The sequence below is a fragment of the Streptococcus sp. oral taxon 061 genome (assembly GCF_013394695.1).
In the GTDB taxonomy this organism is placed as follows: Bacteria; Bacillota; Bacilli; order Lactobacillales; family Streptococcaceae; genus Streptococcus.
In genome coordinates, this window is record NZ_CP058258.1 from 997325 (window position 1) to 1022495 (window position 25171).

The 25171-nt window shown below is 38.4% G+C and carries 26 protein-coding genes, 1 tRNA gene, 1 riboswitch and 1 other annotated feature (1 of these 29 only partly in view); of the genes, 6 read left to right on the forward strand and 21 right to left on the reverse strand.

The features are described 5' to 3' along the window. Nucleotides 1-5: 5 nt before the first annotated feature. The 3 genes from HW271_RS04940 to HW271_RS04950 form a co-directional block, all read right to left on the reverse strand. Nucleotides 6-653, reverse strand: coding sequence for a hypothetical protein (locus tag HW271_RS04940; RefSeq protein ID WP_178895088.1), 648 nt, complete (start codon nt 651-653; stop codon nt 6-8). Between the two features lie 66 nt (nt 654-719). Beyond that, nucleotides 720-1193, reverse strand: coding sequence for a hypothetical protein (locus tag HW271_RS04945; protein WP_148131272.1), 474 nt, complete (start codon nt 1191-1193; stop codon nt 720-722). A gap of 60 nt (nt 1194-1253) precedes the next feature. Beyond that, the gene (locus HW271_RS04950) at nt 1254-1763 is read right to left on the reverse strand and encodes a QueT transporter family protein (RefSeq protein WP_004252705.1); all 510 of its coding nucleotides are present in this window, start codon (nt 1761-1763) and stop codon (nt 1254-1256) included. Continuing rightward, nucleotides 1761-1858: riboswitch (PreQ1 riboswitch) on the reverse strand. Its footprint overlaps the gene before it by 3 nt. Nucleotides 1859-1886: 28 nt before the next feature. Between HW271_RS04950 and HW271_RS04955 the strand changes: the two genes are divergently transcribed. The 3 genes from HW271_RS04955 (at nt 1887) to HW271_RS04965 (ending at nt 2956) form a co-directional block, all read left to right on the forward strand. Further along, a complete protein-coding gene (locus tag HW271_RS04955) occupies nt 1887-2321 on the forward strand; it encodes a GtrA family protein (RefSeq protein ID WP_178895089.1) in 435 nt (144 codons plus the stop codon). A gap of 81 nt (nt 2322-2402) precedes the next feature. Continuing rightward, the gene (gene mscL, locus HW271_RS04960) at nt 2403-2780 is read left to right on the forward strand and encodes a large conductance mechanosensitive channel protein MscL (RefSeq protein ID WP_178895090.1); all 378 of its coding nucleotides are present in this window, start codon (nt 2403-2405) and stop codon (nt 2778-2780) included. A 104-nt stretch (nt 2781-2884) separates the two neighbouring features. After that, nucleotides 2885-2956, forward strand: a tRNA-Arg gene (locus HW271_RS04965). Nucleotides 2957-2996: 40 nt separating this feature from the next. Here HW271_RS04965 and HW271_RS04970 read toward each other — a convergent pair. Next, complete coding sequence (locus tag HW271_RS04970; RefSeq protein ID WP_178895091.1) at nt 2997-4904, reverse strand: ABC-F family ATP-binding cassette domain-containing protein; 1908 nt, start codon at nt 4902-4904, stop codon at nt 2997-2999. 151 nt (nt 4905-5055) lie between these two features. On the opposite strand from HW271_RS04970, the gene HW271_RS04975 reads away from it, so the two are divergent. After that, nucleotides 5056-6774 (forward strand): phospho-sugar mutase, encoded by a 1719-nt coding sequence (locus tag HW271_RS04975; protein ID WP_178895092.1) that lies wholly within the window; start codon nt 5056-5058, stop codon nt 6772-6774. Nucleotides 6775-6885: 111 nt separating this feature from the next. Further along, a complete protein-coding gene (locus tag HW271_RS04980; RefSeq protein ID WP_178895093.1) occupies nt 6886-7233 on the forward strand; it encodes a PedC/BrcD family bacteriocin maturation disulfide isomerase in 348 nt (115 codons plus the stop codon). A 35-nt stretch (nt 7234-7268) separates the two neighbouring features. Here HW271_RS04980 and HW271_RS04985 read toward each other — a convergent pair whose 3' ends face one another. The 4 genes from HW271_RS04985 to mutY form a co-directional block, all read right to left on the reverse strand. Then, nucleotides 7269-8078, reverse strand: a complete 810-nt coding sequence (locus HW271_RS04985) for an MBL fold metallo-hydrolase (protein ID WP_178895094.1) — start codon at nt 8076-8078, stop codon at nt 7269-7271. After that, nucleotides 8071-9429: a cell wall metabolism sensor histidine kinase VicK gene (vicK, locus tag HW271_RS04990; RefSeq protein WP_178895095.1), complete on the reverse strand. Its 1359-nt coding sequence runs from the start codon at nt 9427-9429 to the stop codon at nt 8071-8073. The genes HW271_RS04985 and vicK overlap by 8 nt, the downstream gene beginning before the upstream one ends. Next, the gene (gene yycF, locus HW271_RS04995; RefSeq protein WP_178895096.1) at nt 9422-10126 is read right to left on the reverse strand and encodes a response regulator YycF; all 705 of its coding nucleotides are present in this window, start codon (nt 10124-10126) and stop codon (nt 9422-9424) included. The genes vicK and yycF overlap by 8 nt, the downstream gene beginning before the upstream one ends. A 67-nt stretch (nt 10127-10193) precedes the next feature. After that, a complete protein-coding gene (gene mutY / locus HW271_RS05000) occupies nt 10194-11351 on the reverse strand; it encodes an A/G-specific adenine glycosylase (RefSeq protein WP_178895097.1) in 1158 nt (385 codons plus the stop codon). Nucleotides 11352-11521: 170 nt separating this feature from the next. Here mutY and HW271_RS05005 point away from each other — a divergent pair, with 170 nt between their 5' ends. Then, nucleotides 11522-13801: a Xaa-Pro dipeptidyl-peptidase gene (locus tag HW271_RS05005; RefSeq protein ID WP_178895098.1), complete on the forward strand. Its 2280-nt coding sequence runs from the start codon at nt 11522-11524 to the stop codon at nt 13799-13801. A 49-nt stretch (nt 13802-13850) separates the two neighbouring features. Here HW271_RS05005 and HW271_RS05010 read toward each other — a convergent pair whose 3' ends face one another. From HW271_RS05010 to trpX, 13 genes are all read right to left on the reverse strand, one after another. Next, a complete protein-coding gene (locus HW271_RS05010; protein WP_006148428.1) occupies nt 13851-14012 on the reverse strand; it encodes a hypothetical protein in 162 nt (53 codons plus the stop codon). A gap of 9 nt (nt 14013-14021) precedes the next feature. Beyond that, a complete protein-coding gene (obgE, locus tag HW271_RS05015; RefSeq protein ID WP_016465925.1) occupies nt 14022-15332 on the reverse strand; it encodes a GTPase ObgE in 1311 nt (436 codons plus the stop codon). A gap of 77 nt (nt 15333-15409) precedes the next feature. Beyond that, entirely contained in the window at nt 15410-15544 is a 135-nt protein-coding gene (locus HW271_RS05020; protein ID WP_045615867.1) for a DUF4044 domain-containing protein, read from the reverse strand. Nucleotides 15545-15573: 29 nt separating this feature from the next. After that, a complete protein-coding gene (locus tag HW271_RS05025) occupies nt 15574-15765 on the reverse strand; it encodes a PspC domain-containing protein (RefSeq protein WP_052689745.1) in 192 nt (63 codons plus the stop codon). Between the two features lie 26 nt (nt 15766-15791). Beyond that, nucleotides 15792-17108 carry a glycosyltransferase family 4 protein gene (locus HW271_RS05030; protein WP_178895099.1) on the reverse strand — a complete coding sequence of 439 codons (1317 nt, stop codon included), beginning with the start codon at nt 17106-17108 and terminating at the stop codon, nt 15792-15794. Nucleotides 17109-17116: 8 nt separating this feature from the next. After that, the gene (locus HW271_RS05035) at nt 17117-18169 is read right to left on the reverse strand and encodes a glycosyltransferase family 4 protein (RefSeq protein WP_254730229.1); all 1053 of its coding nucleotides are present in this window, start codon (nt 18167-18169) and stop codon (nt 17117-17119) included. A 102-nt stretch (nt 18170-18271) separates the two neighbouring features. Continuing rightward, entirely contained in the window at nt 18272-18601 is a 330-nt protein-coding gene (locus HW271_RS05040; protein WP_006145447.1) for a metal-sulfur cluster assembly factor, read from the reverse strand. A 17-nt stretch (nt 18602-18618) separates the two neighbouring features. Then, complete coding sequence (rpoD, locus tag HW271_RS05045) at nt 18619-19728, reverse strand: RNA polymerase sigma factor RpoD (protein WP_178895100.1); 1110 nt, start codon at nt 19726-19728, stop codon at nt 18619-18621. 2 nt (nt 19729-19730) lie between these two features. Continuing rightward, a complete protein-coding gene (dnaG, locus tag HW271_RS05050) occupies nt 19731-21491 on the reverse strand; it encodes a DNA primase (RefSeq protein WP_220428596.1) in 1761 nt (586 codons plus the stop codon). A gap of 180 nt (nt 21492-21671) precedes the next feature. Further along, complete coding sequence (locus tag HW271_RS05055) at nt 21672-22103, reverse strand: hypothetical protein (RefSeq protein WP_178895102.1); 432 nt, start codon at nt 22101-22103, stop codon at nt 21672-21674. A 162-nt stretch (nt 22104-22265) separates the two neighbouring features. Next, nucleotides 22266-23024: an ABC transporter ATP-binding protein gene (locus HW271_RS05060; RefSeq protein ID WP_178895103.1), complete on the reverse strand. Its 759-nt coding sequence runs from the start codon at nt 23022-23024 to the stop codon at nt 22266-22268. Next, nucleotides 23021-23887 (reverse strand): ABC transporter permease, encoded by an 867-nt coding sequence (locus HW271_RS05065; RefSeq protein WP_178895104.1) that lies wholly within the window; start codon nt 23885-23887, stop codon nt 23021-23023. The genes HW271_RS05060 and HW271_RS05065 overlap by 4 nt, the downstream gene beginning before the upstream one ends. 60 nt (nt 23888-23947) lie before the next feature. Then, entirely contained in the window at nt 23948-24946 is a 999-nt protein-coding gene (trpX, locus tag HW271_RS05070) for a tryptophan ABC transporter substrate-binding protein (RefSeq protein ID WP_178895105.1), read from the reverse strand. A gap of 133 nt (nt 24947-25079) precedes the next feature. Beyond that, nucleotides 25080-25171, reverse strand: a binding site (T-box leader) (it continues 123 nt past the right edge of the window).

A 25171-nucleotide genomic window follows, 5' to 3' on the forward strand; every position in this document is an offset into this window, starting at 1 on the left:
GTTCTTTACATTTGATTGTTTTTAGTACTAACAAAATCTTCAATTTCTTCTGCAGTCAACCCTACCAGCTCTGAAACCCACAAGCCGACAATATCTGATAAAACAGAATCGCAGACATATTCATTCTCACCATGACCATATTTACAAGTAAATAGTGGAGTTCTTATCGCTGATTGATAAAAATTGAACGCTAACTCTTGCAGTTTCTCTGGCTGAAATTCAAGTCCCAACTCTTGTGCGAGTCCGGCTCTCACTTTATCCCACAATTCACCTTTTGACTGGTAGTTTTCTCGTGCTTTGTAAATAAATCCCTGACAGAATTTTAACAACAAATCCTTGTTTTGATAGAGCAACCGACAGGAAAAGTCTGAGATAGAACCAGCATGAAGTAAGAAAGTAAGCAATTCATCAAGGCTTTCGGCTACCCGACCAACTTGGCCTTCACTCCCTATAAAACCTATACTCTGATCCTCAAGAATTACATATTCTCCCCCACTACCGTCTTTAGCAAAGGCTATGGGCGAAAGAGAATAAACTTCATTGTTCTTAGAAAATTCAACCTCTTTCAACTGGTCATAAAAGAGAATATCGCATTCTTGCATCAATAAAATTCTTAGTTGTTTATCTTCTCTTATTACTTGTAGTTGATTCATATTAGCTACTCTCCTGGCTTTGACAATTGTCACAAGTGACAACAATTCAATTTTAGCAATCGACTCTTAATAATAATAATAGATTTTAATATGGCACTTCTTGGCCACATTGGCAAGATTTTTCAATAACTCCTCGTTTCTTTTGCTTTTTCCAAAATGAAAAGTAAAAGATTTTCCATCTTTCCTTGTAAAGTACAGATGATACCTGTCCCCATTCATTCTTCTCCCTCGAACGTAATCAATATCAATCTGTCTAATTTCAGCTAGAGGAACAATCCTTTTTCTAAAAAGAATAATCGTGTGAATGTATAATCTTCCCTTTGCAATATGAAAAGGATCCAACATACTCCCACCACTTTTTAAAGATGTCTTAACTCTTTGGAAAAAAAGATAGAAATAAAATAGTGCTAAAAAAATTAACAAAAATCTAATGACCTGATTTTTCCAAAGGACTTCAAAAACTGAAATACGATAACCATACATATTAAAATAATCCCTTTTTTCTTTATTATACCACTTTTGTTGAGCTTCTAGGTTCATGGACAAAGAAAAAAACTGAACAAAGTTCAGCCCTTTTCAATAATATTTCATGTGATATCTTTATCTAGTCAAATCAATACGTTGACCAATTTTACCAATGATAATGGCACCGACAATTAGTGAAGCGAATTCTCCGATACCAGTAGTGAACCAGGTAAAGAAGAAAGGTGCTTCTGCTACGATGTTTAATTCAGCAGCAATGGTGATCATTGAAATTGAAAATAGAATTGAAAAGAAGAAATGATCTTTACGAATCAATCCATTAAAAAGATAGTCTTTACTATATTTACTGAACAACCAAACTCCTAAGCTAAGGAAGACAAGAGTTGAGCCTCCACCTACAGCGACATCAATGAGTCCAAAACTGAAGAAATTAGCAATCATACATCCAAGAGTAACCCCGATAATGTACTTAGGATTGTAAAAAGCTAAGAAGTTCATCATTTCAGATATACGGAACTGATAGGCGCCATAACTGATGGCATTCAGTGGTGGTGTGATTGTCAACACCACATAAATAGCTGCGACAATGGCAATATCTGCCAAATCACGGACAGTAAGTTTTTTCATATTTTCTCCTTTAGCGGCTCTCCCGCGTCTAATATGCTTGGTGAAAGAAGCTAAGCACCAAGGGTTGAGCAAGTCAACTTTATTAGTATAGCACATTTAAATGCTTTATGCTATACTAATCTTATGAAAAGATACATTAAAAAATTCTTCGATAATGAAATTTTGTCTTATTTGTTTTTCGGCGTTGCTACTACTATTGTTTCTGTAGGAACTCGCATGATTATTTTTTACTTGACACAGCAAGAATTAACCGCTACTGCTTTAGGAAATATAACAGGTATTCTATTCGCTTTCTTCACGAATGACACCATTGTTTTTAAACAAAAACGAGCAAATTGGTTTAGACGACTTATCAAATTCTCAGGAGCTAGACTTTTTACCTTCTTACTTGATATGGCATTAACCTTTATTTTTGTTACCAAGTTTCCTCATATAATTGGTCAATTTGTAGGTGATGATATTAATATAATTAATACGATTGAAATAGGGTTTGCTCAAGTTACAATTGTTGTTTTAAATTACCTATTTAGCAAGCTTTTTGTTTTTAAAAATAAATGAGCACTTTTCTTGCATTCAATATAGATTTACGATATAATTTTGTCTGTAAAAATTTGATAAAATTTTGAAAGGAAAAAGATTATGTTAAAGGATCTTAAGGATTTCTTGCTCCGCGGTAACGTCGTAGACCTTGCTGTCGGTGTGATCATCGCTACTGCTTTTGGTGCTATCGTAACTTCATTCGTTAACGATATCATCACTCCACTACTATTGAACCCAGCTTTGAAAGCTGCGAAAGTTGACCGCATTGCTGAACTTTCATGGAACGGTGTTGCTTACGGTAACTTCTTGAGCGCTATCATCAACTTCGTAGTAGTTGGTACTGTTCTTTTCTTTGTAGTTAAAGGAATTGAGAAAGCTCAAAACCTTCGTAAGAAAGAAGAAGTTGAAGCAGCTCCAGCTGGTCCAACTGAATTGGAAGTTCTTCAAGAAATCAAAGCACTTCTTGAAAAAAACTAAAAATGTAAAAGGGTTTAGATATTGCTAAAGCCTTTTTCTTATTCTTTTTATATTTATATTAGTCTTGAGTAAAAGTCCTATTTTTGATATAATGATGAGAGTTTCCACCCTTAGTGTAATGGATATCACGTAAGATTCCGGTTCTTGAGATGGGGGTTCGATTCCCTCAGGGTGGATATATGTAAACAAAAAAAGCAACAAACTTGTTGCTTTTTTCTATTTTAAAACTTTCTCCGACAACTCTTCCCACTCCAGCATAGATTCCTCCTGTCGCTGGCTAATCTTATCCAGTTCTGCTTGTAATTGCATGAGTTCATCCGCATCATTGGTGGTATGCATTTGTTCAGAGATTGATTGAGCTTGAGTTTCCAGTTCTTCGATTTCTGTCTCAAGACTTTCAATTTGTCTCATTAACTTACGAAGTTCTTTTTGACTTTCTTTTTGTGCTTGGTAATCATTAACTGGAGTTTCTTCATTTTTATTGCTATCAACTAACATTGCCACTACTTTGCTAGCTTCTATCTCTGCTTTCTTTTCGACATAATAGTCATAATCACCAAGATAGAGGGTTGAGCCATTTTCAGATAATTCTAGAACATGAGTGGCTACTCGGTTGATAAAATAACGGTCATGGCTGACAAAAAGTAAAGTACCATCAAAGTCAATCAAAGCATTTTCCAAGACTTCCTTACTATCGATGTCCAAGTGGTTTGTCGGCTCGTCGAGAATCAAGAAGTTATTGTTTTCCATAGAAAGTTTAGCTAAGAGCAAGCGAGCTTTTTCTCCACCTGAAAGCATACCAACTGATTTCTTAACATCATCCCCCGAGAAAAGAAATGCACCTAAGCGATTACGGATTTCTACTTCTGGCGTCAATCTAAAGTCATTCCAAAGTTCGTCTAAAACAGTATTGCTTGGTGTTAACTTACTTTGAGTTTGGTCATAGTAACCAACTTCAACATTGGCACCGAAACGCTTCTCACCCTTAATGAAGGGAATCTGATCAACAATAGACTTGATAAAGGTAGTCTTACCAATACCATTAGGACCGACAATCGCTACTGCATTCATCTTACGAAGGTCTAGATTGATGGGCTCTGACAATACTTCACCATCATAGCCAATAGAAGCATTCTCGACTGTCAAAACAACATTCCCGGATGTTTTATCAGAATGAAATGTCATATTGGCTGATTTAGTACCAACTTCAGGCTTATCCAAACGCTCCATCTTTTCTAGTTGTTTCTGTCGGGATTGGGCACGCTTTGTTGTTGAGGCTCGAACGAGATTCCGATTGACGAAGTCTTCTAAAGCAGCAATTTCCTTCTGTTGCTTTTCGTAGTTTTTTGCCTCCGTTGCAAGTTTCTGCTCCTTCTGTTCCACAAAGCTTGAGTAGTTTCCTACGTATCTATCTAAAGAATGTTTGGTTAAGTCGAGCGTTATGGTTGCTATCTTATCGAGGAAATAACGGTCGTGACTAACAATTAACAAGGCACCACTGTAATTAACCAGATAGTTTTCTAACCAGGCGATGGTTTCAATATCCAAGTGGTTAGTCGGCTCGTCCAAAACCAAGAGATTTGGTTTTTCAAGGAGCATTTTTGCAAGTGCTAATCTAGTATTTTGACCTCCAGAGAGCTCTGCAATCTTCATCTGCAACATAGACTCATCGAACTTGAAGCCGTTGAGGATAGCCCTAATATCCGCTTCGTAAGTAAAGCCTCCTGCCTGACGGAATTCTTCTGATAGACGGTCATAATCCTGCATGAGTTTTTCTAAGTCAGCCCCAGTTTTTTCCCCCATCGCAAGCTCCATCTGCCGCAAAGTTTTCTCGGTCTTTCTGAGATCGTCAAAGACATGGAGCATCTCATCGTAGATAGTATTGGACGACTCAAATCGACTATCCTGTGCTAAGTAAGAAAGGGAAATATCTTTTTTCTTATTAATCTCTCCAGAGGTTGGTTCTTCTTCTCCGACTAATATCTTTAATAGTGTAGACTTACCCGCTCCATTTTTCCCAACAAGACCGATACGATCTCTTTCATCTACTTGGAGGTTAATATTCTCAAAAAGAACCTCTCCAGCAAAAGAGCGTTCGATTTTATTTGCTTGTAAAATAATCATACAGTTAGTATAGCATGTTTCTTTAAGCCGTTCAAGGGTTGTTCTTAAGCTACATTTTACAACTTATCAGAAACTCATGCTAACGTTTTACTAAAACTTCATTTCATGGTATAATGAAGCCGATTAGAATATATAATAAAGGAGATTTCCTATGACTTATCAAGAAAATTACCAAAAATGGGTAAATTTTGCAGAACTTCCTGACTACCTTCGTCAAGATTTAGAAAATATGGATGAAAAAACAAAGGAAGACGCCTTCTATACTAATCTTGAATTTGGTACAGCTGGTATGCGCGGATTGATTGGTGCAGGTACAAACCGTATTAACATCTATGTTGTCCGTCAAGCAACTGAAGGTTTGGCTCGTTTGATTGAGTCAAAAGGGGGAAATGAAAAAGAACGTGGTGTAGCCATTGCTTACGATAGCCGTCACTTCTCTCCAGAATTTGCCTTTGAGTCTGCAGCAGTTCTTGCTAAACACAGTATTAAATCCTATGTCTTTGAAAGTCTTCGTCCAACTCCAGAACTTTCATTTGCTGTTCGTCACCTCAACTGTTTTGCAGGAATCATGATTACAGCTAGTCACAACCCAGCTCCATTTAATGGATACAAGGTTTATGGTGAAGATGGTGGTCAAATGCCTCCGCATGATGCAGATGCTTTGACAACTTATATTCGTGCTATCGAAAACCCATTTGCTGTTGAAGTTGCTGATGTAGAAGCTGAAAAAGCTTCTGGTTTGATTGAAGTTATTGGCGAAGCAGTCGATACCGAATACCTCAAAGAAGTTAAAGATGTAAACATCAACCCAGCCTTGATTGAAGAATTTGGTAAAGACATGAAGATTGTCTACACACCACTTCACGGTACTGGTGAAATGTTGGCTCGCCGTGCACTTGCACAAGCAGGATTTGACTCTGTACAAGTCGTGGAAGCTCAAGCAACACCAGATCCAGACTTCTCTACTGTGAAATCTCCAAACCCAGAAAATCAAGCAGCCTTTGCTCTTGCTGAAGAACTTGGTCGCCAAGTAGGTGCTGATGTTCTTGTCGCAACTGACCCTGACGCTGACCGCGTTGGTGTCGAAGTTCTTCAAAAAGATGGTAGCTACCTCAACCTATCAGGGAACCAAATCGGTGCTATCATGGCTAAATACATCTTGGAAGCCCACAAAAATGCTGGAACCCTTCCAGAAAATGCTGCCCTCTGCAAATCAATCGTATCAACTGACTTGGTTACTAAGATTGCTGAAAGCTACGGCGCAACTATGTTCAACGTCTTAACTGGTTTCAAATTTATTGCTGAAAAGATTCAAGAATTCGAAGACAAACACAATCACACCTACATGATGGGATTTGAAGAAAGCTTCGGTTACTTGATTAAACCATTCGTACGTGATAAAGATGCTATCCAAGCTGTCCTTGTTGTTGCAGAACTTGCTGCTTACTACCGTTCACGTGGGTTGACTCTTGCTGACGGTATCGAAGAAATCTACAAAGAATACGGCTACTATGCTGAAAAGACTATTTCTGTTACCCTTTCAGGTGTTGATGGAGCTGAGCAAATCAAAGCAATTATGGCGAAATTCCGTGAAAATGGTCCAAAAGAATGGAACGCAACAGAAATCACAGTCGTAGAAGACTTCAAAGCACAAACATCCACTGCCGCTGATGGTACTGTAACAGCCTTGACTACTCCTCCAAGTGATGTCTTGAAATACACTCTTGCAGATGGTTCATGGATCGCAGTTCGCCCTTCTGGTACTGAACCAAAAATCAAGTTCTACATTGCAGTTGTTGGTGAAAGCAACGAAGATTCACAAGCTAAGATTGCTAACATCGAAGCGGAAATCAATGCTTTTGTTAAATAAGAAATTATAAAAGATGAGATCAACCAATCTCATCTTTTTTTCGTATCAAATCTAAGCATTTTTAGAAACTTTATGGCATACTAAACTTATCAATGAAAGCGAGGTAATCTCATGGAACAATTTTTAGAAAATATCAAAGACCTTGAAGTCACTACAGTTGCGCGTGCGCAAGACGCTCTTGATAAAAAAGAAACTGCAACCTTCTTTATTGGCCGTAAAACTTGCCCTTACTGCCGTAAATTTGCTGGCACATTAGCAAGTGTGGTGGCTGAAACCAAAGCTCACATCTACTTCATTAACAGCGAAGAACCAAGTCAACTAGATGCATTGCAAAACTTCCGCTCACGTTACGAAATCCCAACTGTACCAGGTTTTGTTCATGTTGAAAATGGAGAGATTAAGGTTCGTTGCGACTCTTCAATGTCAGCTCAAGAAATCAAAGAATTCGCTGGATTGTAAAAATATATAAAAAAGAAGGCGTCTGCCTTCTTTTTTTATATGTCTGTTAGTGGTGTTGCAGTGTCTGGAGATGTATCGTAAATTTGAAAATCTACTCCTACTCCTAGATCTGCTTGAGCTAACTGATTGACCATGGTCATGTGGGCTAGCTCCTTGATATTATTCTCTTTAGATAGATGTCCTAGGTAAATCTTCTTGGTACGATTACCTAGTGTACGAATCATGGCATCTGCACCATCTTCATTCGAGAGGTGACCAAGGTCAGACAGGATGCGTTGTTTGAGTCGCCAAGCATAAGATCCAGCTCTCAGGATTTCCACATCATGATTAGACTCAATCAAGTAACCATCTGCATTCTCGACAATGCCAGCCATACGATCACTAACATAGCCTGTATCCGTCAGCATAACAAAGCTCTTGTCATCCTTCATAAAGCGGTAGAATTGGGGAGCAACTGCATCATGGCTAACTCCAAAACTCTCAATGTCGATATCTCCAAATGTTTTAGTTTTTCCCATTTCAAAGATATGTTTTTGAGAAGAATCAACATTGCCTAGATACTTACTATTTTCCATGGCTTGCCAGGTCTTTTCATTTGCGTAAAGATCCATGCCATACTTACGTGCCAAAACACCAACACCGTGGATATGGTCAGCATGTTCATGCGTTATCAAGATAGCATCCAAATCCTCTGGTTTACGATTGATTTCACCCAACAAACTTGTGATCTTTTTACCGGATAAGCCTGCATCTACTAAAATCTTTTTCTTAGGGGTTTCTAGATAGAAGGAATTTCCACTAGAACCCGATGCTAAAATACTATATTTAAAGCCTTTTTCACTCATTCTTGTCTTCTACTTCATCCTCCCATACTTCTTCTTTCACAGCATCATTATCATAAGGAAGAACAATGGTAAAGGTTGAACCCTTGTCATATTCACTCTTGGCCCAGATAAATCCATTGTGTTGCTTGATGATTTCTTTTGCTATAGCAAGACCTAAACCAGTCCCACCTTGGGCACGACTTCTAGCCTTATCAACCCTGTAGAAACGGTCAAAAATCTTCGGTAAATCTTCTTTAGGAATTCCAAGTCCTTGATCAGAAATGGATAAAATCATCTGGTCATCAGTGGTTTTCATGCTAACCGTAATTTTCCCACCATCAGGGGAATACTTGATGGCATTGTTAAGAATATTATCGATTACCTGAGTCATCTTGTCTGTATCAATTTCAATCCAGACCGATGTAATGGGATAATCACGAACCAACTCGTATTTCTTTTCTTGATCCTGGGCTCGTATCTTATCGAAACGGTTTAGGATAAACGTAATGAAAGCTGTAAAGTTAATCAATTCAACATCTAAATGGCTAGTTGCATTATCAATACGCGAAAGATGCAAGAGGTCCGTCACCATTCGCATCATACGGTTGGTCTCATCTAAAGATACTTTGATAAAATCAGGAGCAACAGGTTCATATAATGCACCCTCATCCAAGGCCTCAAGATAAGATTTTACACTGGTCAAAGGAGTTCGCAATTCATGACTAACGTTTGAAACGAAAAGCCTTCTCTCGCGCTCTTCCTTCTCTTGTTCAGTCGTATCATGTAGGACTGCTACCAAACCGGAGATAAAACCAGATTCTCTACGAATCAAGGCAAAACGCACACGCAAACTGATATACTCTCCATTAACATTTTGGGAATAAATCATCAATTCAGGACTTTGAGTTATTAAGTCTCTAAGCTCGTACTCATCTTCAATCTTGAGCAACTCTAAAATGTTCTGATTTAATGCTTCATCACTTACGACGCCAAGTTGCCTCTTAGCCATATCGTTAATCATCGTGATTTGACCACGACGATTTGTTGCAAGAACCCCATCTGTCATATATGACAAAATACTATGCAATCTTTTACTTTCCTGCTCAAGGTTTTCCTGAGTTAGACGAATAACTTCAGACAAATCATTTAAGTTATTCGTAATGTTAGTGATTTCAGTATTCCCCTGCATATCCAGTACTTGAGAATAATCACCAGCAATTAAATCTTTAATCTTTTGATTTAACTGTTTGAGTCGGATATTATCTCTACGGCCTTCAAGCAAGAGAAAACTAACAAGCATGATAAAACCAATTAAAATGAGTACAAAGACGAAATCTCTGGTTAAAATTGTTTGTCTAATTACTTCAATCATTATTTCTCATGTAATAACCAACACCACGACGAGTTAAGATATATTCAGGTCTACTTGGTGTGTCTTCAATCTTCTCACGTAGACGTCTAATAGTGACATCGACAGTACGAACATCACCAAAATAATCATAACCCCAAACAGTCTCAAGGAGATGTTCACGAGTAATAACTTGACCTAGATGCGAAGCTAAGTGATGCAACAACTCAAACTCTCTATGAGTTAAGTCCAATTCTTCTCCATATTTTTTGGCTACATAAGCATCTGGAAGAATCTCTAAATCCCCAATTTGAAGACTTTGCAATTTAGTATCTTCCTCTTGGTTATCCACTGCTACTAACTCCGTACGACGAAGAAGTGCCTTAACACGCGCTTGTAGCTCACGGTTTGAAAATGGCTTGGTCACATAATCATCCGCGCCAAGTTCAAGACCAATAACCTTATCAAACTCACTGTCTTTTGCTGAAAGCATGATAATCGGAACACTGCTTGTCTTGCGAATTGTTTTAGCCACTTCAAGACCATCAATTTCTGGAAGCATCAAGTCCAAAATAATAATATCAGGTTTTTCAGCTTCAAACAGTTCAATCGCTTCACGTCCATTAAAGGCTGTAATAACTTCATAGCCTTCCTTGGTCATATTAAACTTAATAATATCTGAGATTGGTTTTTCATCATCTACAATCAATATTTTTTTCATATAGTCACCTTTTTCCTTATATCAATTATACCAAAAAAATGCAAAGAAGACACGAAAGACTGGTGTGTCAGCATCTTTTTGAATACTCTTGCCAAATTTTTTGTTGAGGTTTTGCTAGTGGATAGAGGTCAAACTCATCTGGAGTTAACCAAACAACTTCTTTGTCGCTATACTCTTTACTATCAACTACTTGTCCCGCTAGGATTCGTACATGCCACTTTCGATGGCTAAAGATATGCTTCACTTCTTTGAAATCACAATCCTGCCAGTCAACTTCTAAATCATAATCCTGCTCAAAACTTTCTTGAGGTGATGGACCAAGTTGCATGGATGGTTCAGCAACCTGATTAAAGAGATTTAGTTCTTCATCTTTTGAAAATTCATCTACCTCAATCAAGGGGAAATGCCAAAATCCAGCAAGTAACTTTTCACTTTCATTCTTTTCTAGTAAAAACTGTCCTCTGCCATTTTGCACAACTAAAGCATTTAAAAATATAGGAACTGGTTTTTTCTTTGGCGCTTTAATAGGATAGCGATCCATTGTTCCATTTTGATAGGCAGCACTAAAATCTTTAACTGGACTATCTTCTGGCCTCGGGTTAACGGGTGCCTCAATATCTGAACCCAAATCCATCAAAGCCTGATTGAAATCCCCTGGACGATTTGGGTCAATCAAGATTTCCATCATAGCTTGAAATATCTTGCGATTGCTTGGATTTCCAATATCATAATTGACTTCAAATAGACGAGCCAAAACACGCATGACATTCCCATCAACTGCTGGTTGTGGTAGGTTAAAGGCAATACTTGCAATAGCCCCAGCTGTATAGGGCCCTATCCCCTTCAAGCTTGAAATACCTTCGTTAGTTGAAGGAAATTCCCCATTAAACTCATTCATAATCTGCTGGGCTGCAGTTTGCATATTGCGAACACGAGAATAATAACCAAGACCTTCCCAAGCTTTTAATAAACGTTCTTCAGGTGCATTTGCTAAACTCTCTACAGTCGGAAACCATTCTAGAAACCGTTCATAATAAGGAATAACTGTATCAACTCTGGTTTGCTGCAACATGATTTCAGACACCCAGATATGATAAGGATTTTTAGTCCTTCTCCAAGGTAGGTCCCGCTTATTTTCATCATACCAAGCTAATAACTTTTTACGAAAAGAGAGAATCCTCTCCTCTTCCCACATGGACACGCCATATTTCTCCAAATCTAACATATTTCTAGTATAGCATATCCTTATAGGATACTCAAAAAATGAAAATTGTCCTTGTTTTTGTATCGACTCTCTTATCATGCCTGACTATCAGACATATCTCTACTCTTTCTGTTATTTTCTATCTTTTTTTGATATAATGAATTTTAAATGAATCTTTAAAGGAGATATCAATGCGTTTTAATCAATTTAGTTATTATCCCGTTACAAATCAACAAGCTTTACAAGAATTATCTGAGCTTGGATTCAAGCTTGATCTTTCAGCTTCACATAAAGAACAGTTTGAAGCCTTTGTTAGAACTTGTTTCTTCAATTACAAAAATACCGACTATCCACTTTCCGCTTTAGCAGTTGATAAAGAAACTGATTTACTTACTTTCTTCAATTCAGACCGTGAATTGACACCAGAAATTTTCTATACTGTAGCATTCCAGTTACTTGGATTCAGTTACTTACTAGACTTTGAAGATGGTCTTGTTTTTCACAAAGAAACGGCATTCCCAATTGTATACGGAGATCTGATTGACAACCTCTACCAACTTCTTAATACGCGCACTAAAAAGGGAAATATCTTGATTGATCAGCTAGTTAGTGATGGTTTTATTCCTGAGGACAATGACTATCATTACTTCAATGGTAAAAGTTTGGCAACTTTCTCAACTGCCAATGTCATTCGTGAGGTTGTTTATGTAGAGGCTCGTGTTGATTCTGATAGAGATGGACTTCCTGATCTCATTAAGGTGAGCATAATCCGACCAACATACAATGGGAAGATTCCAGCTGTTATGACTGCAAGTCCATACCATCAAGGAACTAATGATAAAGCAAGCGACAAAGCTCTTTACAAAATGGAAGCTGAACTAGAAGTCAAGGAACCACATGAAATTACGTTAGAAAATCCAACCCTGGACTTGGTTGAACCTATTGGGGGAGCTGAACTTGTTGCAGAAGCTGAAGAAAAACTCACTCATATCAATAGTAGCTACACACTTAACGACTACTTCCTCCCAAGAGGATTTGCCAATATCTATGTATCAGGTCTTGGTACCAAGGATTCACAAGGTCAAATGACCAACGGAGATTACCGACAAGTTGAAGCCTATAAAAATGTTATCGATTGGCTAAATGGTCGTTGTCGTGCCTTTACAGACCATAGTCGTAAACGTCAAGTCAAAGCTGACTGGTCAAATGGCAAAGTAGCAACTACAGGTCTTTCTTACTTAGGAACAATGTCTAACGGCCTTGCCACTACAGGAGTTGATGGCTTAGAAGTCATTATTGCCGAAGCAGGTATCTCATCATGGTACAACTATTATCGTGAAAATGGTCTTGTGACAAGCCCAGGCGGCTATCCTGGAGAGGACTTCGATTCATTAGATGAATTAACTTATTCTCGTAATCTCTTAGCTGGTGACTTTATTCGTGGAAACGAGGCTCATAAAGCTTCCATAGAAGAACTAAAGAAAAATCTAGACCGTAAAACTGGTGATTATAACCAATTTTGGCATGACAGAAACTACCTACTCAATGCTGAAAAAATTAAGGCTGAAGTTGTCTTTACCCACGGTTCACAAGACTGGAATGTAAAACCACTTCATGTCTATCAAATGTTCAATGCTCTTCCAAGCAATATTAAGAAACATCTCTTTTATCATAACGGTGCCCATGTTTATATGAACAACTGGCAGTCAATTGATTTCCGTGAATCCATGAATGCCCTTTTGACACAGAAATTATTGGGTCAAAACACTGACTACCAACTACCAAGAGTCGTTTGGCAAGACAATACTGCTCCTCAAACATGGCATAAACTTGATGACTTTGGAAATCAAACCAACCACAAAACTTTCACATTAGGTACTGAAGAAGCTGTCATTCAAAACCACTACCAAGATTCTGACTTCGAACGTTTTGGAAAAACCTACCAAACCTTTAATAATGAACTCTATCAAGGAAAAGTCAATCAGGTTACCATAGACCTGCAAGTGACAGAAGACCTTCATCTTAATGGGCGTGTTAAACTGAACCTTCGTCTCAAGTCAAGTACAAACAAAGGCTTACTTTCTGCTCAACTTCTCGAACTTGGTCAAAAGAAATACTTACAACCATATCCAGGAGTTTTGGCTGCTCGTACTATTGATAATGGTCGTTACCATATGCTGGAAAACCTTTGTGAACTACCATATTGTCCAAATGCCCAGCGTGTTATTACCAAAGGCTACCTCAATCTCCAAAATCGTCATGATTTATTGAAAATTGAAGAAGTTAAGCCAGATGAATGGATGGAATTCCAATTTGAACTCCAACCAACGATTTACAAACTAAAAAAAGACGATACAATCCGACTAGTTCTTTATACTACTGACTTTGAGATTACTATCCGTGACAATACAGACTATCAATTAACTGTGGACCTTTCACAATCTAGTCTAGAAATTCCTTATCAAAAATAGTCAGTAAACTATAAAACCCGTGATACGAATATCACGGGTTCTTTTATTCTTATTTTTTTTCTTCGGCTTGTTTCTTCATTCTCGCAAGTCTCAATGAACGATTTGGATTGAGGCGATTAAAAAGTTCTTCTAATTTCTTTTCATTCCAGACGTCTGCTGCAGAAACAAAATTTCCGTCAGCATCTCGGAAAGATATTGGTTTATCACCCATAGCTATCTCCTAGTCTACAAATTCAAACTCAAATTTTCCAATACGGACAAGGTCGCCGTCCTTAGCACCACGAGCACGAAGAGCTTCATCAACACCCATACCACGCAACTGACGAGCAAACTTCATGACAGACTCATCACGGTCAAAGTTAGTCATATTAAAGAGTTTCATGAGTTTTTCACCTGAAAGAACCCATGTTGCATCATCGTCACGACCAATCTCAAATGGTTTTTCTTCTTCATCGAAGCCATAGTAAGCCTCTTCTTCCATTTCTGATTCGTCGTAAATTGGAAATTCTGGCGTCTTATCAAGAAGTTCTGCCGTTGCATCTAATAGAGGTGCAAGACCTTGCTTGGTCAAACCTGAAATTGGGAAGATTGGCGGTAATTCTTCAAATTCATCATAATTAGCAGCCAATTTTTTCTTGAATTCTTCAAGGTTTTCTTGACTCTCAGGCATATCCATTTTATTGGCAACAATAATCTGTGGACGCTCCATCAGACGAAGATTGTAAGATTCAAGTTCCTTATTGATTGCTAGATAGTCCTCATAAGGATCACGTCCTTCGCTAGCTGACATATCAATGATATGCAGGATAACACGAGTACGCTCGATATGGCGCAAGAACTGAGTTCCTAGTCCAACACCTTGGCTAGCACCTTCAATCAATCCAGGAAGGTCTGCAACGGCAAAGGATTCACCGGACTGGGTACGAACCATACCAAGATTTGGAACAATTGTCGTAAAGTGGTAGGCACCAATTTTTGGCTTAGCAGAGGTAATCACGCTAAGGAGTGTTGATTTACCGACAGATGGGAAGCCAACTAGGCCAACATCCGCAAGAATTTTAAGTTCTAACTGTAATTCACGTTCCTGACCTGGTTCTCCATTTTCTGAGATTTCTGGTGCAGGATTTTTTGGTGTTGCAAAACGGATATTTCCACGTCCACCACGTCCACCATGAGCTACAATAAACTCTTGACCATTCTCAATCAAATCGGTGATGACTTTTCCAGTCTCGGCATCACGCACAGTTGTCCCTTGAGGTACACGGACAATTAAGTCTTCTGCCCCTCTACCGTGCATCCCTTTGGTCATTCCCTTCTCGCCAGATTGGGCTTTGAAATGACGATTGTAACGGAAGTCCATAAGGGTACGTAAACCTTCGTCTACAACGAAAACAACGTTACCACCACGTCCTCCATCACCGCCCCATGGTCCACCATTAGGGACGTATTTTTCACGACGAAAAGCAACCATGCCATCGCCACCATTACCAGCCTTTACTTTAATCTTGGCTGTATCTAAAAACATACTCATATTCTCTTCTCACTTCAAAAAGGGCTGGGAAATCCCAGTCACCCAACTTATTGCCAAACAATAAAATGATTAACTTTTTAGAATCTGCTAAATACACCAATAGCAGTAGCAAAGATACCTGCCAATGTTACAAATAACATTACTAATACTACAAACATTGTAAGTTTTTCAAAGAATGTTTTTTTACGTTTACCATTATCACCGAATGCCATGTTTTCTCCTTTACTATAATACTCTGTTCTTAATATTCATCTGATACAGGAGCGATTGCCCACAAGATTAAGTAAGCAATAAGTCCAGCACCATAACAGAAAGCTAAAACTCCCCAAATAACACGTACGATTGTAGGGTCGATATCAAAATAATTAGCTAAACCAGCGCATACACCACCGATTTTTTGATCTCTACCACTTCTCATAAATTTCTTTTTCATATTTTTATTTCCTTTCTTTGATTCGATTAATCATTTATATATTTTCTTAAATTTCTTAATTGTTTTCTAGATGCCTTAAGCATACGCTTCGAACCTTTAACTGGCATAGTAACAGCCTGTTGCGGGATATAGAAAACTGTCTTTAAAATACGTTTTGTAACAGGTTCGTCAGCCCCTATTTCTTTAGCAAAATTATTTGAAATAATAACGTCTAGATAAAATTCATGGACTCTTCTAGCAAAATTCTCAGCAGAAATTTCATATAATTTTTCAGCCAAGTGTTTTTCATCCATTGACGGTGTAACAAGTAAGGCTTCAAGAATCGCTCCTGCCAAGTCCCTTTCCTCATAATAAAGGGTTCCGAACATTTTATCACTGATGAGATTATCCAAATAAGGATTACCATGGGCAATAACAGGTGTCTTACTAGCTAAACTTTCTAGATAAGTTAATCCCTGAGTCTCACTTGTAGAAGCCGATATGAAGAAATCAGCTGCCTTATAAAAGAGTGCCGTCTCATTTGGCGGAATCATACCTGTAAAGATAACAGAATCTTGAATTTTTAAATCTTCTGCTTGCTCCTTAAGGTTGTCTAAATAAGGTCCATCTCCAGCTACAACCAGTTTAACATTTGGTTCTTCTTTTAGGACATCTGGTAAAGCTGCTAGAACTGCTTGAATGTTCTTCTCGTACGAAACACGAGAAAGACTTAGAAGCATCTTTTCATCTTGTTGAATCCCTAGTTTATCCCGTAAGTCACTAATGTGTTCGGGACCAATCTCAGGGCGTTCAAATTTGGCAAGTTCAATTCCAGTAGGAATGACACGCTTTTCAACTTTTACCTTATAGTCAGATAAAAGGTCGCGCACAATTTCACTTGGACAAATGACCCCATCAACGTCATGAAGAAATCCTCTCACAAGATACTTGACCATACCTGGACGAATCAACATCCCCTTAGCAATATAGTGAACATAATCCTCGTACTGGGTATGATACGTATGAATGACTGGGATTTTCAATTCTCGTGCAATCCAAATTCCCAATAAACCAAGAGAAAACTCAGTCTGGGTATGAATAATATCGAGTTTGTATTGTTTCGCAATCTCAAGAGCTTTGGTAAATCCACGGTAAGCGAAACGACGGTCTTTAAAAGCAAAGAAAGGAACACTTGGAATACGGATAATTTGCCAGTCTTCATAGCGATTAACATCCTTATCAGTTGTCGTAAAGATAAAGACTGCATGCCCTTGCTTTTCAAGCTCAGTTTTTAAGGTTCGAATACTGGTCGCAACACCCGAGACCTGTGGGAAATAAGTATCTGTAAATAATCCAATTCGCATATACTACCTCATTTTTTTCCTAAAGCTGCTTGCTCCCGATAGAATTTTAGCCAGATTTCTAAAAGATGCTCTTCTGAGTATTCTTTTGAAATAGCCTTAGCCCTCTCTTTTAATTCTTTTAGTGCTTCTGGATGCGCTCTGTATTCCAAAATGGCTTCTTTCATCTCTTCCACATCGGTGGTTGGTCTGTAATTTCCTTCTAGAATCACCTTATAAAGATCTAAGTCCCGAAGCATAATGGGAGCTTCACAACTCGCAGCTTCTAGAATAGTCATCGGAAAGAGCTCATTATAGCTAGGAAGTAAGAACAAATCTGCCAAAGCATACAGCTCTCTCATCCGTTCTGGCTCAACAATTCCAGGGAAAATCAGATTCTCTGGAGGATTATCCATGATTTTTTTATAGCGTTCATAACCATCTGTAATCCCACCAAAAGAGAAGCCTCCAGCCCAAATAAAGGTGATATCCGGTAGTTCCTCAGCAAGTGTAATGAAATCATCAATCCCTTTACGCTTTTGAACCTGCCCAGCCCCTACTACTACAAATTGATTTTCGTTCAATCCCATGTCACTTCGAAGTTTCCTTACTTCTTCTTCAGGAAGTGAATGCCATTTTTCTTTGTTAACAAAGTTAGGGATGTAGGTCACCTTTTCACGAGGAATACCAGCTGCAACCAAATCTTCGATAAAAGTAGGATTAACCACAACTAAATGTTCCATACGGTCATAAAAAGAAAATACGTAGCGCTTCACAATTCCTTTTAGAAAGAATGGAATCTTCAAACTGCCCTCCAAGGTATCAGGTAAGAAGTGGACATAACCAATTCTACGACCAGAACGCTTCTTTTGGAATGTTGACAAATAATAAGGAAGGTCGATTGTATGAAAATGAGTAACATCAGCTTCTACAGGAAGATTCTCCGTTACTATTAGTTGGTCTTTCGCATCACGTTTCAAAAGTTGCACAAGTTCACGGTAAGCTCCAGATACACCTTGTCCTGCTACCTTTTCACTTGAACTTAGCATATTGATGCGCAATTTCTCTTTTTCCATACTATCCATTATATCATTTTCTTGAAAGAAAATCAGCAAATTAAAAGAGAGATAGCATAAAAGGTAGGGAATGTCCTAACAAATATGCTATTTCTCTTTTCTTGTTTTATTCTACTTAATTCCTAAAGCGATACGTGCATAGCGACTCATTTTTTCAACCGTCCAAGCTGGATACCAAACTAATTTTACTTCAACGTTAGTAACCTCTGGCACATCTGTCATAGCATCATAGATTTGATCAGTCAAGAGGTCGGCCAAAGGACAACCCATAGTCGTCAAGGTCATATCAATCTCAGTATCACCGGTATCACCATCAAATCGAATCTCATAAATTAAACCTAAGTTGACGATATCAATTCCTAATTCTGGGTCGATAACCTCTTCTAGAGCCGTCAAAATACGAGTTTTGATGTTTTCAATTTGCTCTTCTGTGTAAGCCATATTCAGTCTCCTCTATCTTAATCCTCGATAAAGTCACGAAGCGGTTTGCTTCTACTTGGTTGACGAAGTTTTCTCAAAGCTTTTGCCTCAATCTGACGAATACGTTCACGAGTGACATTAAAGACTTTACCCACATCTTCTAGAGTACGCATTTTACCATCATCAAGACCGAAACGTAGACGAAGAACATTTTCTTCTCTATCAGTCAAGGTATCTAGAACTTCATCCAACTGCTCACGCAAGACGATACGAGTTGTATAGTCAACTGGATTTTCAATCACTTCATCTTCGATAAAGTCACCAAGGTGGCTGTCATCTTCTTCACCAATTGGTGTTTCAAGAGAAACTGGTTCTTGAGCAATTTTAAGGATTTCACGAACCTTATCAGGTGTCATATCCATACGTTCTGCAATTTGCTCAGGAGTAGGATCTTGTCCTAACTCTTGAAGAAGATTACGTTGTTCACGAACAAGCTTGTTAATTGTTTCCACCATGTGAACTGGGATACGGATGGTACGAGCTTGGTCAGCAATGGCACGGGTAATAGCCTGACGGATCCACCAAGTTGCATAAGTTGAGAATTTGAACCCTTTAGAGTAGTCAAATTTATCAACGGCTTTCATAAGCCCCATGTTACCTTCTTGGATTAAGTCAAGGAATTGCATTCCACGTCCAACATAGCGTTTCGCGATAGACACAACCAAACGAAGGTTAGCTTCTGCTAGACGTTGCTTAGCTTCAACATCACCTGCTTCAACAGCAAGAGCCAACTCTTTTTCTTCTTCGTTTGTAAGAAGAGGTACAACCCCAATTTCTTTCAAATACATGCGAACAGGATCGTTAACCTTGGCAGATGTAGAACCAATTAAATCCTCATCGCTAAGTTCGGGTTCTTCCTCAGTACTTAGAACACGTTCACTTGGGTTTCCTTCGTTATCCGTGATTGCAATACCTGCATCTTGAATACGTTGCAACAGATTTTCAATTCCTTCAACATCAAGTGCAAAAGGAATTACAAGGTCATTGTTAATTTCGTCATCTGTCGCAGTACCAGTTTTCTTATGGTTACGAATAAACTCAGCGACTTGGACATCAAAAGTTGTTACTTCTTTTTGTTTTTTTGCCATTCTTACTCCATTCTTCTTTTTTGGGCAATTAAGCGTTCAAGCTCTTCTAAAGCGGTATCAGTATCACCTACATGACTAGCTTTCTGAACCTTCTTTTTGATCTGCAAATTTTGTTGATTCAACAGAGCACGATTTCTCGACTCTTCCACTTCTTTTAACTCTTCTGGAGACATTTCAGAAGGTAAATCCAAGGCTAACACTTGGTACCAAGCATTTTCAACTTCTCTAGTCTGGTTAGCCAAATCTTCCGAAGTGATTGAGCCATTATTAATCAGCAGACCATACAAGGTCTGAAACTCTGGAGTTTCAAATACAAAATCATCTCTCAGACGATAATCATTCAACACAAGGGGATGCTCCATCATACGATAAAGAATATGTGCTTCAGCTCTCATGACTGCCGTTAATTGTTTAGAAACCGACATAGTAATTGGTGTCGGATTAACAACTTGCTTAACCTTCTCTTGTCTCTGTCTAACACGACTTTCATTAATAACGTGCTCTACTTGTTGATAATCAAAAGATGGTAAATAATCCGTCAACAAATGAATATAGGTGTTCTGGGCTGTGATAGATGGTTCTTTGACGATAAGAGGTGCAATTTTCTCGATAAAATCAATCTGTGCTTGAAGATTTTCACTATTACTAGGTTTGTAATGGTGAATGTAAAACTCAATCGGACTGATTCGAGTATTGGATAAAAGATAAGCCAAATCCTCTGGAGAATTCTTTTGTAAATACTCATCAGGGTCCATTGCATCTGGAATCTGAACAATTTGAACTGGTAAATCACCAAGTTCCTTTAGAGCTTTAGCGGTTGCTGCTTGTCCTGCCTTATCACCATCATAAGTGATAATCACTTTTTTAGTAAAGCGTTTGAGATGTTCAACGTGTTCAGCAGTCAAGGCTGTTCCCATGGAAGCTACAGCATTTTCAATACCAGCACGGTAGGCTGCAATGACATCCATAAAACCTTCCATCAGATAAATTTCAGGAGCCTTACCAGACCCTTTTTTTACCCTATCCAAATGATATAATTCGTAACTCTTATTAAAAATTGCCGTCGCTCGACTATTTTTATACTTGGCAGTTTGAGAATCCGTCTCTTGCCAAACACGACCAGAAAAAGCAATTACCTTACCTTGATCGTTAAAGAGTGGAAATATAATCCGGTTATGGAAGGTATCAAAGAATTGATTACTCTCGGAAAGATAAAACAGACCTGAATCCAGCAAGTCCTTTTCGCTATAATCATCAGCTAAACGTTGGTAGAGATAAGAACGTTCAGCAGGGGCTAAACCAATCATAAAATGCTTAATGACATCATCGGTCAAACCACGTTTATAGAGATAGTTTCTTGCTTCCTCACCCATTTTTGTTGTCATGAGAATAGCATGATAAAAGCGTGCAGCCTTATCATGCATCTCATAAAGATTTTGATGAGGGGACGTATGTTGAGCAGTATTGTGTACAGGAGTTTCAAGATGCATCCCAAGACGCTCACCTAAAATCCTTACTGCATCGGCAAAGGTTACTTGTTGATATTCTTCAATAAATTTAAAGACATCTCCAGAACGGCCACAACCAAAACAGTGGTAAAACTGCTTATCTTCAACTACGTTAAAGGAAGGGGTCTTTTCACCATGAAAAGGACAGAGCCCTAAAAAGTTCCGTCCAGATTTTTGTAAGGAAATTACTTCTCCTATGATTTCGACAATATTGGTATTGTTTTTGATTTCTTCGATGACTCTCTTGTCAACCATAGACAATACCTCCATTTTATCACAGTTTACTTTATATAGTATAGCTTATTTCTGAAAAAAAGTAAACCATTTCATACACTTTACATGAGACTATTTCATAAGTTTCCAGCTATCATGAAAAACTGAATCTTCTGAGCAAATCATTCTAATATTTGAAAGAAAAACAAAAGAAATAAAATCCTATTTCACTTGATTTTCGAGATTATTTTTCAATATCCTGCTAATATACTGACCATCTTTTCTACTGATACAAGCTGTTGCATAAGTCAATGGTGCCTTGTATACCACTCCTCTATAGGATGGATCAGTCAATACAGGCATGGAATAATAGGCGTTCTTTTTATTTTTAAGGTCAATAAACCATTTACCTCCAAGGTGCTTACGGAAGGTTTCACCGATATAAACGGTCAAATAATCCAACATCTTGCGGTCTGCTATCAAAGCATGGTGGTCATCGTAGTGAGCCAAGATCCAAGCCTCCAAATCATCCAAAGACTGTATGCTATAGTCTAAATGAAGGCCTTGTTCCTCAGCAAACTCCCTAGTAAAATAGTCCATCTTAAATCCAATTTGAAAAATCCATTCTTGAAAATCTTCTTGTGTGTAAGTCATCTTTTTATCTCCTACTCCTATAAAAGTTTAAGATTCTTATACTGATTATACTCTATAGTAAAACTGATGAAAAGGAAAAAAAGTAATATTTAAAATTCACCAAAAAACTTAGAAGCAAAAGTCTACTTCTAAGTTTTTAAGGATGCTTGATTTAAAAATTATCTACTCAAAAAGTTGATAATAATCGGAAATTTTCATCTTGGCTTTTTCATCCTTATTCAAATCTTGGATGATTTGTCCATCTTTCATAACAATCAAGCGATTTCCATACTTGAGAGCATCTTCCATATGGTGAGTAATCATCAAAGCTGTTAGATGGTCCTTGTTGATAAAGTCATTTGTCAATTCCATCAAGGCAACACTTGTTTTAGGGTCAAGTGCAGCTGTATGTTCATCCAGTAAAAGGAGCTCTGGACGTTTCAAGGTTGCCATCAAGAGGCTCAAGGCCTGTCTTTGTCCACCTGACAAGAATTCAATCGGTGTATCCAAATGCTTCTCTAGACCATTGCCAACCTTCTCAATGGTTGCTTGAAATTCTTCTTTATAAGCTGAGAGCTTTCTTGGAAATAAGCCACGTTTTTCTCCACGAAACTTAGCAATCAAAAGGTTTTCTGCGACTGTCATACGTGGAGCTGTCCCCATCTTTGGATCTTGAAAAACACGAGAAAGATACTTGGCACGCTTTTCAGGGCTAAAATGAGTTACATCTTCGCCCATGATGCGAATAGTCCCACTAGTCAAGGGAAGAGTTCCTGCAATGCTATTAAAGAGCGTTGACTTTCCTGCTCCATTTCCACCCAAGATTGTGATGAAGTCATGTTCAAAAATTTCAAGTGAAACATCGTTTAGGATAATTTTTTCCTCGTCGAAGCCGTTTTTCACAATTTTTGTGGCATTTTTTAATTCAACAATTGCTGTCATTTGCTTAATTTGACTCCTTTCAAGTATTTATCCTTAAGGGTTGGAATTACTAGACAAGTTGCTAGTATAAGGGCACTGTATAAACGTAGGTAGCTGGTATTAAAGCCAAGAGCAATGACTCCCCATACCAAGAATTGGTAACTAATAGAACCAACAACTATAGTAACCAAGCGTTCTGCTAGAGTTAGACTCTTGAAGAGAACTTCACCGATAATCAAGCTTGCAAGACCAACTACGATAACCCCGATACCACGAGAGACATCGGCATAGCCTTCTTGTTGAGCGATAAGAGCGCCAGCAAGTGCGATCACACCATTTGACAAGACCAAGCCCATAAGCTCCATACGTCCAGTATTGATACCAAAACTACGAGCCATATCTGGATTATCTCCTGTAGCGATATAGGCCTGTCCAAGTTTGGTATCTAGGAAGAAAAGCATGAGTAAAATGACCAAAGTCACAAAAATCAAACCTGTCAGTAACTGATTAACCTCAGATGAGAAAGGAAGAACGTCCTGGATTTGCTTGGTATTTAAGAGTCCAAGGTTTGCGCGCCCCATAATCATAAGCATGATAGAATGGCACGAAGTCATCACCAAAATACCAGACAAGAGTGTTGGAATCTTCCCTTTCGTGTAAAGAAGACCAGTCGCTAAACCTGCAAGACAGCCTGCTCCAACAGCTACTAAGGTAGCAAGAAAAGGATTGACTCCTTGTGTAATTAGAGTTACTGCTACCGCTCCTCCAAGCGGGAAGGAGCCCTCGGTTGTCATATCTGGAAAGTTGAGGATTCGAAAGGTCATAAAGATTCCCAAACCTAGAATAGCCCAGACAAATCCTTGTGAAATTATCGATACTATCATGTTGCATTCATTTCCTTCTTTTAAAAATTGGAGGAGATGTCTCCAACTCCTCCTTCATTCTTATTCGATTACTTGACCAGCTTCTTTGAGAACTGATTCAGGAACAGTAATTCCAAGTTCTTGAGCTAGTTTTTTGTTGATCACTGATTTACCAGTTGAGAAGACATTGACTGGAGTATCAGCAGGTTTTTCACCCTTCAAGACTTTAGCGATCATCTTACCAGTAGCCACACCAAGATCGTGTTGATCAACAACCACTGATGCCAAACCACCCGCTTCTACCATTGCAGTTGCACTTGGATAGATTGGTTTTTTAGCTGTTTGGTTACTTGATACTACAGTTGAGAACGCAGATGCGATTGTGTTGTCAATTGGAACCCAGATTGCATCTACTTTTCCTGTCATGACGTTTACTGTAGAAGCGATTTCGTTAGTTGATGGAACTGCAAAAGTTTCTACTTTCAAACCAGCTTTTTCAGCGTAAGCTTTGAATTCTTCGACTTGTGATTTTGAGTTATCTTCGCTACTTGAGTAAAGAGCTCCGATTGTTTTAACATCAGGTGTCAAAGCTTTAATTAATTCAACTTGTTGCTCAGCAGGGTTGTGGTCAGATACACCTGTGATGTTCCCACCTGGTTTTTCCAAATCTGTTACAAGGTTAGCACCGATTGGGTCAGTTACAGCTGCCATAATAACTGGAAGATCTTTTGTTGCACTTGCAAGCCCTTGAGCTGCTGGAGTTGCGATACCGACAACAACATCGTTTCCGTTTGCTACCAATTGTTTACTCATTGTCGCAACCTTACTTTGGTCACCTTCTGAGTTCATAAAGTCGATTTTAACTTGGTCGCCTTTATAGCCTTCTTCAGCAAGTCCATCTTGGATACCTTGGTAGATCAAGTCAAGTGATGGGTGACTGACAAACTGTAGAACACCAACCTTAGCTATTTTGTTAGCTGTCTCAGTTTTAGTTTCTTGTTTCGTTAAGTTAGAGTAAACCAAGCTTCCTCCAACTACAAGTGCTAGTGTTGCAATAATACCAATTAAACGTTTATTCATATCTATTTCTCCTTATTTCACTTAAACTTAGTAATGTTCATTTCACTTTCATTATAATTTTACCAAGCGTCGCCATCGTTTGATTTCCATAAAATTGCCTCCCCATAGAAAAAGTCCTCACACAAAAAACTTGTGTGAGGACGTCGATGCGCGGTGCCACCTCAATTATAGGAACTATTCCTATCGCTCTTACTCGCTTCACGAGTTGCACTATAAGGTGTGCTC

Bases quoted from the DNA above. Each gene is read 5' to 3' on its own strand.
- rpoD (WP_178895100.1), bottom strand. From the start codon at position 19,728: ATGGCAAAAAAACAAAAAGAAGTAACAACTTTTGATGTCCAAGTCGCT.
- HW271_RS04955 (WP_178895089.1), top strand. From the start codon at position 1,887: ATGAAAAGATACATTAAAAAATTCTTCGATAATGAAATTTTGTCTTAT.
- HW271_RS04945 (WP_148131272.1), bottom strand. From the start codon at position 1,193: ATGAACCTAGAAGCTCAACAAAAGTGGTATAATAAAGAAAAAAGGGAT.
- HW271_RS05035 (WP_254730229.1), bottom strand. From the start codon at position 18,169: ATGGATAGTATGGAAAAAGAGAAATTGCGCATCAATATGCTAAGTTCA.
- HW271_RS04970 (WP_178895091.1), bottom strand. From the start codon at position 4,904: ATGATTATTTTACAAGCAAATAAAATCGAACGCTCTTTTGCTGGAGAG.
- HW271_RS04940 (WP_178895088.1), bottom strand. From the start codon at position 653: ATGAATCAACTACAAGTAATAAGAGAAGATAAACAACTAAGAATTTTA.
- trpX (WP_178895105.1), bottom strand. From the start codon at position 24,946: ATGAATAAACGTTTAATTGGTATTATTGCAACACTAGCACTTGTAGTT.
- HW271_RS04985 (WP_178895094.1), bottom strand. From the start codon at position 8,078: ATGAGTGAAAAAGGCTTTAAATATAGTATTTTAGCATCGGGTTCTAGT.
- HW271_RS05020 (WP_045615867.1), bottom strand. From the start codon at position 15,544: ATGGCATTCGGTGATAATGGTAAACGTAAAAAAACATTCTTTGAAAAA.
- HW271_RS04975 (WP_178895092.1), top strand. From the start codon at position 5,056: ATGACTTATCAAGAAAATTACCAAAAATGGGTAAATTTTGCAGAACTT.
- yycF (WP_178895096.1), bottom strand. From the start codon at position 10,126: ATGAAAAAAATATTGATTGTAGATGATGAAAAACCAATCTCAGATATT.
- HW271_RS05055 (WP_178895102.1), bottom strand. From the start codon at position 22,103: ATGACTTACACACAAGAAGATTTTCAAGAATGGATTTTTCAAATTGGA.
- HW271_RS05005 (WP_178895098.1), top strand. From the start codon at position 11,522: ATGCGTTTTAATCAATTTAGTTATTATCCCGTTACAAATCAACAAGCT.
- obgE (WP_016465925.1), bottom strand. From the start codon at position 15,332: ATGAGTATGTTTTTAGATACAGCCAAGATTAAAGTAAAGGCTGGTAAT.
- HW271_RS05025 (WP_052689745.1), bottom strand. From the start codon at position 15,765: ATGAAAAAGAAATTTATGAGAAGTGGTAGAGATCAAAAAATCGGTGGT.
- mscL (WP_178895090.1), top strand. From the start codon at position 2,403: ATGTTAAAGGATCTTAAGGATTTCTTGCTCCGCGGTAACGTCGTAGAC.
- HW271_RS04950 (WP_004252705.1), bottom strand. From the start codon at position 1,763: ATGAAAAAACTTACTGTCCGTGATTTGGCAGATATTGCCATTGTCGCA.
- HW271_RS05030 (WP_178895099.1), bottom strand. From the start codon at position 17,108: ATGCGAATTGGATTATTTACAGATACTTATTTCCCACAGGTCTCGGGT.
- dnaG (WP_220428596.1), bottom strand. From the start codon at position 21,491: ATGGTTGACAAGAGAGTCATCGAAGAAATCAAAAACAATACCAATATT.
- vicK (WP_178895095.1), bottom strand. From the start codon at position 9,429: ATGATTGAAGTAATTAGACAAACAATTTTAACCAGAGATTTCGTCTTT.
- mutY (WP_178895097.1), bottom strand. From the start codon at position 11,351: ATGTTAGATTTGGAGAAATATGGCGTGTCCATGTGGGAAGAGGAGAGG.
- HW271_RS05040 (WP_006145447.1), bottom strand. From the start codon at position 18,601: ATGGCTTACACAGAAGAGCAAATTGAAAACATCAAAACTCGTATTTTG.
- HW271_RS04980 (WP_178895093.1), top strand. From the start codon at position 6,886: ATGGAACAATTTTTAGAAAATATCAAAGACCTTGAAGTCACTACAGTT.
- HW271_RS05060 (WP_178895103.1), bottom strand. From the start codon at position 23,024: ATGACAGCAATTGTTGAATTAAAAAATGCCACAAAAATTGTGAAAAAC.
- HW271_RS05065 (WP_178895104.1), bottom strand. From the start codon at position 23,887: ATGATAGTATCGATAATTTCACAAGGATTTGTCTGGGCTATTCTAGGT.
- HW271_RS05010 (WP_006148428.1), bottom strand. From the start codon at position 14,012: ATGGGTGATAAACCAATATCTTTCCGAGATGCTGACGGAAATTTTGTT.